4 protein-coding genes and 2 pseudogenes are annotated in these 7,800 nt (G+C 49.8%); all 6 read right to left on the minus strand.

Annotated features, from left to right (window positions below):
- Positions 1–86: 86 nt before the first annotated feature.
- A complete protein-coding gene (kdsR, locus tag BN161_RS15205) occupies positions 87–890 on the minus strand; it encodes a 3-ketodihydrosphingosine reductase (protein ID WP_044267708.1) in 804 nt (267 codons plus the stop codon).
- On the minus strand, positions 887–2,779 hold the full coding sequence (cbiD, locus tag BN161_RS15210; protein WP_044267713.1) for a cobalt-precorrin-5B (C(1))-methyltransferase CbiD: 1,893 nt from the start codon (positions 2,777–2,779) through the stop codon (positions 887–889). The genes kdsR and cbiD overlap by 4 nt, the downstream gene beginning before the upstream one ends.
- A gap of 139 nt (positions 2,780–2,918) precedes the next feature.
- Positions 2,919–4,730, minus strand: coding sequence for a precorrin-4 C(11)-methyltransferase (gene cobM / locus BN161_RS15215; RefSeq protein ID WP_044267720.1), 1,812 nt, complete (start codon positions 4,728–4,730; stop codon positions 2,919–2,921).
- 23 nt (positions 4,731–4,753) lie between these two features.
- Positions 4,754–6,070 (minus strand): bifunctional cobalt-precorrin-7 (C(5))-methyltransferase/cobalt-precorrin-6B (C(15))-methyltransferase, encoded by a 1,317-nt coding sequence (locus tag BN161_RS15220; RefSeq protein WP_044267715.1) that lies wholly within the window; start codon positions 6,068–6,070, stop codon positions 4,754–4,756.
- A 119-nt stretch (positions 6,071–6,189) separates the two neighbouring features.
- Positions 6,190–6,834: pseudogene (locus BN161_RS31055) on the minus strand (precorrin-8X methylmutase); the annotation flags it as partial.
- Positions 6,835–6,923: 89 nt separating this feature from the next.
- Positions 6,924–7,665: pseudogene (cobJ, locus tag BN161_RS31060) on the minus strand (precorrin-3B C(17)-methyltransferase); the annotation flags it as partial.
- Between the last annotated feature and the right edge of the window lie 135 nt (positions 7,666–7,800).

The raw sequence follows: 7,800 nt of genomic DNA on the forward strand, positions 1-7,800 counted from the left end.
CAAAGGTAGTGTTTTGGAAAGAACGCACAAAATGTTATTCTACAAAGTTTTGCCCAAAGGGTATGAGCTACAAGCTACAAAGCTACCTAATAGAATTTCCTGATCAGCCAATCTACCAGACTAAACGGCAGCATAGGCTTGATGCGTGCAAAGAATACTTGCTCCCATGGACCGACCTTTGTGCGGAAAGCAGGGTGGCGGCTATTTACCAGTTTGCAAATCGTTTGACCTAACTTTTCCGGTCGGCAACCATTGTTTTCAGACTGCTCTACATTTCGCATGGCTTTTGCAAAACTCTCCCCATATTGCGCATGGGAGAGGGAAGTCTGGCTCACTTGCCGTTGCGCTGTGAAACCAGTCTGGAAATCTCCCGGTTCGACTACGCAAACTTGTATACCCAGTGGCTTAACTTCTTGATAAAGCGCTTCACTATACCCTTCAATCGCAAACTTTGATGCACTGTAGAAAGCCTGAAAGGGAACGGCAAGGACGCCTGCGATGGAACTGATATTTATGATTCGTCCGTGTCCGGCTTTGCGCATGAAAGGCAGCACTGCTGCACACATACGGACGGCACCCGTGAAATTCGTATTCATCTGGCGCTGTATCTCTTCCTCGGTAGTGAGTTCGATAGCTCCGCTGATACCCATCCCGGCATTGTTGACAAGTACATCGATGCTGCCTTGCTCTTCCAGAATTGTAGATATGGCGTTGAATACCGATGCAGGATCAGTAATATCCAATTGCAACATTTTGAAGCCGGGATTATCGGATAATGCTTTCCGACTGGAGCCATAAACGATATGTCCTTGTGCAGCCAACTGCGTAGCAATGACTCTTCCAAAACCGGAAGAAGCACCGGTGACGAGGATTATTTGAGGGTGTTTCATATTATTTTCCCTTCTTCACTAATGAGCAGAATGGTCAGCTCTCCATCGGGCAGAAGCGGGTCGCAATGCTGGTGGCACAACTCAAGCAAATGGGTGCAAAAGGCCTGCAAATCATCTGCCGGGAGCAATGTCCACAACTCTCGCGCCAGTGTTATCTTTTTAATAATGGCAGGTACTTCATCTCCACAACCCGCATTGAAGGCCAGATCCAGAAGGAAGTCTTTATTCATCGTCACCTGTTTGCTGTGCGTATCCAGATTGCCTTCTGCCAGCTTCACGGCTTTTCCTATCATGATACCCAAAGTCACCGCTTTGATTTCCAAATCTGCGGCAATCTTTATCGTATCTCCAATGAAGTTTCCGTAATGAATAAATGCCTGTGCAGGCAGTTCGGGATAGTATCCCCGGACATACTTTTCACTCTTTGCACCCGAATTAAGGACGATGCGCGGACTTCCTGTTGCCCGCCCTACTTCCATAGATTTGCGGATGGAATCTACAAATGCTTCGGAAGAGAAAGGCTTCACAATGCCCGAAGTTCCGATGATAGAAATACCGCCCTCTATACCCAAACGGGGATTAAAAGTCCGCCGGGCTATCTCTTCGCCACCCGGTACGGAAATAGTGACGGCAAAAGGATTGGGGTGTTTGGAAATTCCAAGTCGTTGAAGGCATGCCTTTACATTGTTTTCAATCATTTTGCGGGGAGTAACGTTGATGGCAGGTCCTCCCACTTCCAGCCCTAAACCCGATAGGGTGACAATGCCTACGCCTTCGCCTCCACAGACAATAACGGTATAATCATCAGCTCCAAGTTCTGCGGGTGTTGGATCGTCAAAACGGAAAGGTAGGGCAACATTGGCCTTGATTTGCATGCCATTGGTTACATCGGGGTCATCACCTGCATCTTTGATGACAGTGGCATCTGCTTCCAGCATCCAGTCATCGTTCACACAGCTGGGATGCGGGTAGCGTTCTTGCTCTTCGACGGGAACATAAATGGTTTCTCCGTTAGGGAGAATAACGGGGAATTCTTCAGGACGGGACTGGCGTTGAACGTTGAAAATATCCCAGGTTGCAGCTACAGCGGCTGCGGCTGCACAAGTACCCGTAGTCAGACCACTACGCAAAGGATAAAAGTCGGGCAGATGCTTTTCAATCATCCGGCGTAGGCCATGCTCACCGTTCACTATCATAAAACTTCCAGGCATTGGCGGACGACGGATTGCAAAAATGCGGATACCTTCCTGAAGGGCAGCTTCCACTTTTTCATTGAATCCTCCGGAAAGTCCGCTTTCCTTTATCAATATGGCTTCGGGGTGAAGTCGCTGTAACAGGATGCGTTCGTCTTCGCCTGCATGGTAGTAATGCAGATATTTTTCGGGAAAACCTTCACGTTCGGCCAGGCGGCGGGAGCTCTCACGGTTAAGGATACGGAAGTAGCAACAGGCACTTTCCTGCCAGAGAGACTTTAGCTTGGCAATGCTTTGTACGCCTGTCAGAGCGAGGAGGGTGAAGATATCTTCTTTCCTGATTTGCCGGATGGCATCTTCAAAATCTTCGCACCAGATGATGTGTTCTTCATCACGTGGCGGATAAATACGTTCGAATCGGATGACAAGCAGGTTCAGGGTATGGGCTACTTTCTCTACGGTCTGGTGCAGTTGTATGGCAAAGGGGTGGGCGGCGTCTACCAGTAATTGAATGTTATGTTCCCGGCAACAGCGCTCCAAGTCCAGTTCGTCCATGGCACCTTGCAGGCGGATACCGTGGTGCATAGTTACTTCCTGCTCGTCTCCTTTGGTAGAGTAGTAGAATGGTTTTCCGGCTTCTTCAAGGGTACGGGCGGCGATGCGTCCTTCGGTGGTTCCACCTAATATTAATATCATTACTTTTAGGTTTTAGTTGAACAAAAAGTGATAGGGTGATAAAGTGATAGGGTGATAAAGTGATAGTGGGATAACACTCCGTGATATATAATACAGCCACTTTATCACCCTATCACTTTATCACATTATCACTCCCTTCTTATCTACGGAAGAGATGTTTGAACTCATGGGCGTAGAGGCGGGAAAGGCCTTCGCGGTTGTCGATGGCTTCACCTACGACAATCATGGTGGTGAGCGTCAGGTTGTTCTCTTTCACAATCTTTGCAAGGTCCTTCAACTCTCCGCGATAGATGCGTTCGTCCTTCCAGGTGAGGTGGTAGCAAACGGCAACGGGAGTGGTTTCGGGATATTCCTGTAAGAGCTCTTCCTGCACCTGTTCGGCAATGCCGGCACTGAGGAAGATACACATGGTGCTTTGCGAGCGTGCCAGCAGGTGGAGTTGTTCGCGTTCCGGCATGGGGGTGCGTCCTTCGCCGCGGGTAAGGATGATGCTCTGCACTTTCTCAGGAATGGTAAACTGAGACTTCAGCGCAGCGGCAGCAGCCTGGAAGGAAGAAATGCCCGGAGTGATGTGATAACTCATGTGATGCTGGTCGAAATAGTTCATCTGTTCCTGAATGGCACCGTAGATGCAGGGATCGCCTGTATGCAGGCGGACTATGAATTTGCCTTCATCATAGAACTTCTTCATCAGTGCAAACTGTTCTTCCAAGTCCATGGAAGCCGAACTGCGTACCGTAGCACCCGGTTTGGCACAGAATGTCAGTTCGCGGGGGACGAGGCTGCCGGCGTAGAGGATAAGATCTGCCTTCTCCAGCATCTGCCTTCCACGCACGGAGATGAGGTCGGGATCACCCGGACCTGCGCCGACGATTTCGATATGTCCGTGGTAGCGGAGCACTCCCTTTTCGATGGCTATGGCCATGGTGTAGTTTCCGCCTTTTTGCTTGTCCAGCAGCAGTTCACCACCATTGGCGGAAAGAAAAGCGGCAGCTTCGGAAACACTGGGTGTACCCATGTGTTTCTCTACTACCGGACTGGGGTTGGGGACGGAGATTTCTTTCAGTTCCTCCGCACTGTAATAGCGTATCTGATAGGCACGTTCCAGTTCTTTAATGACCGGTTCGTTGCGTTTCTCGTTGATGGTGGCGATGTACTTTACGGCACGGGGCATGAAGGTGTTGTTAATCATCGTACCCAGAATGTTTTCAACGATATCATGCATGGGACCTGCCTGATGTGCCAGACCTATGCCGACATGCAATACCCGGGGCACATAAAAGAGCGCAGGGGTGTCATGCGTATTGTGCAGGAAAGGAGTGACGAGTATAACCAGCTGGTAACGGCTGAGGTCTATATCCCGGAATAAGCCGTAATGTATATCCACGTGTGGCGGGCAGGTCTTTTCCAGATATTCCGTTCCCTGATCGCGCACTTCGAGGAAGAGCGCGGTGGGAACTTTCCTCACGAAAAGGCCGATGATGTTATTCATCATACCGTATTCCGTCTCACCGGGAATGGCGGCCCAGTCAAATTTATCACCCAGAGTGTCTAGTGCCCAGAGTCCGGTGCGATCGCTTTGGGTGGTGATGACAGGTTCGGCGCCGAGAATGTGGGCGATGTTTTCCGTCATTTCGTTGGCCTTTCCGATATGTCCCGAGAGGACGGAAACGGCATAGCGGCCAGTGCTGTCTACACAGATCACGGCGGGGTCTGTATGTTTATCTTTCACATGCGGGGCGATGGTGCGGACGCAGATGCCCATGGCACCTATGAAAATAAAGGCATCGTAGCGATGGAAAGACAGAGCCATAAATTCTTCGTAAAAAGAAACGTATGTGCAGTCGGGTGCAGGAGTCGTGGTGATTATTTCGGAGTCGGGAAACTCATTACTCAGCGTTCGCGCAATGGGCAGACTGCTTTCGGAAATCAGTATAATAGCTACCTTCATAGGGTGGCTCTCGTTATTTTTATTCATAAGGTTACTTTCATTATTTCTATCGGGTTATAATCATTGAGTGCGATGTGCAGGGAGGGTTGCAGAGACATTCCTGCGTTTTCTGCCCCTTTGCGGAACAATTCCCTGCTATTGGGGGATACGGAGTTGAAGACGATGCAACCGCCGGGCTGCAATACTTCTTTCAGGCGTACCAGTATATCTTCTAATTTTCCGCCGTGCCCGCCGATAAAGACGGCGTCGGGGCGGGGGAGAGGTTCCAGATCGGTTTGCAGGAAATCTCCGATTAAGGCTGTGATTCCCGGTGCACCGAAACGGCGGGAGTTGATGCGCATCAGTTCTTCTCCTTCGGGACGTATCTCGAACGAAACAACCGTGAGATGCGGGAATTGTAGGCGGGCTTCGATGGAGATAGAACCTGTGCAGAAACCTATGTCCCAAAAAACACGACGGCGATTCAGTTCCAATGCCTGCAAGGTAAGGAGGCGGATCGGAGCTTTGGTAATCATGCGGGCACGTCCGTCCAGATGAGCAAATTGTTCGTCGGGAAGACCGAAGGGGCGGGGCTGTTCAGTTATAGGGAGGAGAGCTTCCTTGCTATGGGTGTCGTAGCTTACCGTATACGGGTGCCGTATATGACCGTCTACGGGTGCCGTATGTGACCGTCTACGGGTATCGTAGCAGAGCAGCAAGTTATTCGGATGCTCAAATGTCTCTTTTTCAGCTTCTTCAAGACTCATCCGACGAATGCGCTCGCGTTCGGGATTGCCGAGGTGCTCACCGATGTACATCGTGTAATCGGTGTATCCATATTCTAACATCCGCGCGGCGATAGTGGCAGGGGTATGCTCCCGATCTGTCAGTACACCTATTTTGTGGGCATGTTCTATGAGTGCTTTGTCCAGTTCCTGCCACGGGCGTCCTGTCAGGGAGACGGTACGCATATCGTCGTAGGGTATCACCAGTCTGTGCGCTAATGTTTGCAGGGAATTGAAAGCCGGGTAGAGGCGTATCTTTGCATCGGGCAGTTTTCGTCTTACCGTATTGGCGAAGCCGAAAAACAGGGGATCTCCGGATGCAAATACGACAATAGATGCATCGGAAGCCTTCTTCTCAAAGTCTGCAAAAATGTTTTCGTATTGGGCAAAGACGTTGTCCAGTGGAACTGTTATGGAAATCCATTCCGCACCTTCCGGAAGTAACTTCTCTACAATCTCCCGATGCCGCAAGCCACCGGAGAAAACTTTTCCTTCCCGGATGTGCCGCAGCACTTCGGGTGGGAAGAAAGGTTCTCGGTTGTCGTCCATGCCTATAATAATAAAGTTTCGTATCATCATTATTGAATTTATAAGTTACGAGCTACAAGCTACGAGTGCCTTTCGGTGTGATAGCGAGTATAGCGCAGCAACTTGTAGCTTGTAGCTCGTCACTCGTAACTAACGGGCCTTGCCCGTTACACATCCCGTCCCGGCCTTAACTGTTCCGCATCATTGTAGCACAAGATTGCATTCACCAGCGTTGCAGCCAAATTACTTCCTCCTTTTCGTCCCTCCACTATCAGTTTGGGTATTTCCATGAACGGCTTCACCATGTGCTTGGATTCCTGTACGTGTACAAAGCCCACAGGCGCGGCAATAATACCGCTTGGTGCAGCTTTTCCTTTACGTACCAGATCACAAAGTTCCATCAAAGCCGTTGGCGCATTACCGAATACGAACAAGGCATCCGGATGTTCCTCCACCGCCAGACGTATACCGGCTTGTGTACGGGTGATCCCTTTTTCCGCTGCCATTGCCGCTACCCGTTCATCGGAAAGATAACATTTCACTTCTACCCCCAGCCGTTGTAAAGCTCCTTTGCGGATACCACTGGCAGCCATCGTCACATCCGTAACAATCGTTTTCAACCGACCGTCCGCTATTTTCTGATAAAGCTTTTCCACAGCACCTTTGTCCGTATACAGCAGCTTTTCCATTTCAAAATCAGCCGTGGTATGGATGGCGTGCAGCAAAGCCCATTTATGATCCAGAGGAATATTCTTATTCTTTAGTTCCGACTCAATGGTCCGGAAACTTTGTATCATAATGTCCTGCCCCTTTTTCAATTGACAATTGACAGTTGACAATTGACAATTGGCTGCGCTGTCACCCCGCAAGGAATTGTCAATTGTCCATTGTCCATTGTCCATTGAATAATATCCCCGGGGAGTAATGAACTTGCCGTTCCACGCATAAGACTGCGAGTTACCAATCAGAATGACCGTAAACATATCCACTTCTTCGGGCTTGAAATCAGCGAGTGTCGTCAGATGCACTTCCTGTTCTTCCCGTCCGGCCTGGCGTACATAACCTACCGGAGTCTCCGGAGCGCGTCCTTCTGCGAGAAACAGCTCTTTCAATCGATAGAGTTGCCAATACCGCCCTTCGCTTTTCGGATTGTATACAGCCGTTACGAAATCAGCCATGGCTGCCGCGCGGATGCGACGCTCGATCCGTTCCCACGGTGTCATCAGGTCGGAAAGGGAAATCACACAGAAATCATGTCCCACAGGAGCACCCAGCAGTGAAGCCGCTTTCTGAAAAGCACTGATGCCCGGCAAGGCAATAACTTCGACGTTGCTGTTCCGTTCCCGCTTCATCTCGTAAATCAGCGGAGTCATTCCATAAATCCCCGCATCGCCGGAACTAATGACGCAAACCGTTTTTCCCTGTTCCGCCAATTCAAATGCCTGTTCCGCACGAGTGCGTTCCCGCTTCATACCCGTATCTATACATTCTGTTTCAGGGTGGAGATAAGGCTGGATAAACTGGAAATAATATTTATATCCCACTACTACATCCGCTTCTTGAACCGCACTGAGAACTGCGGGCGTGATGTCTTGTTCGCTGCCCGGACCGATGCCGGCAACTATTATCTTAGGCTGTTTCATATCGCTTTTATTTCTATCGTGCAAAGATACGCTCTATTCTTTAAACTTCGGGCATAAAAGGGGCTAAAAAGGGGGACAAAAAAGGGCTACACCCTTTACCCGGGATGGTGTAGCCATCCGAGGCAAAGGGTGTAG

Origin of the sequence: Bacteroides timonensis (genome assembly GCF_000513195.1) — a bacterium.
GTDB classification, from domain to species: domain Bacteria; phylum Bacteroidota; class Bacteroidia; order Bacteroidales; family Bacteroidaceae; genus Bacteroides; species Bacteroides timonensis.

Bases quoted from the DNA above. Each gene is read 5' to 3' on its own strand.
- cobM (WP_044267720.1), bottom strand. From the start codon at position 4,730: ATGAAGGTAGCTATTATACTGATTTCCGAAAGCAGTCTGCCCATTGCG.
- kdsR (WP_044267708.1), bottom strand. From the start codon at position 890: ATGAAACACCCTCAAATAATCCTCGTCACCGGTGCTTCTTCCGGTTTT.
- cbiD (WP_044267713.1), bottom strand. From the start codon at position 2,779: ATGATATTAATATTAGGTGGAACCACCGAAGGACGCATCGCCGCCCGT.
- BN161_RS15220 (WP_044267715.1), bottom strand. From the start codon at position 6,070: ATGATACGAAACTTTATTATTATAGGCATGGACGACAACCGAGAACCT.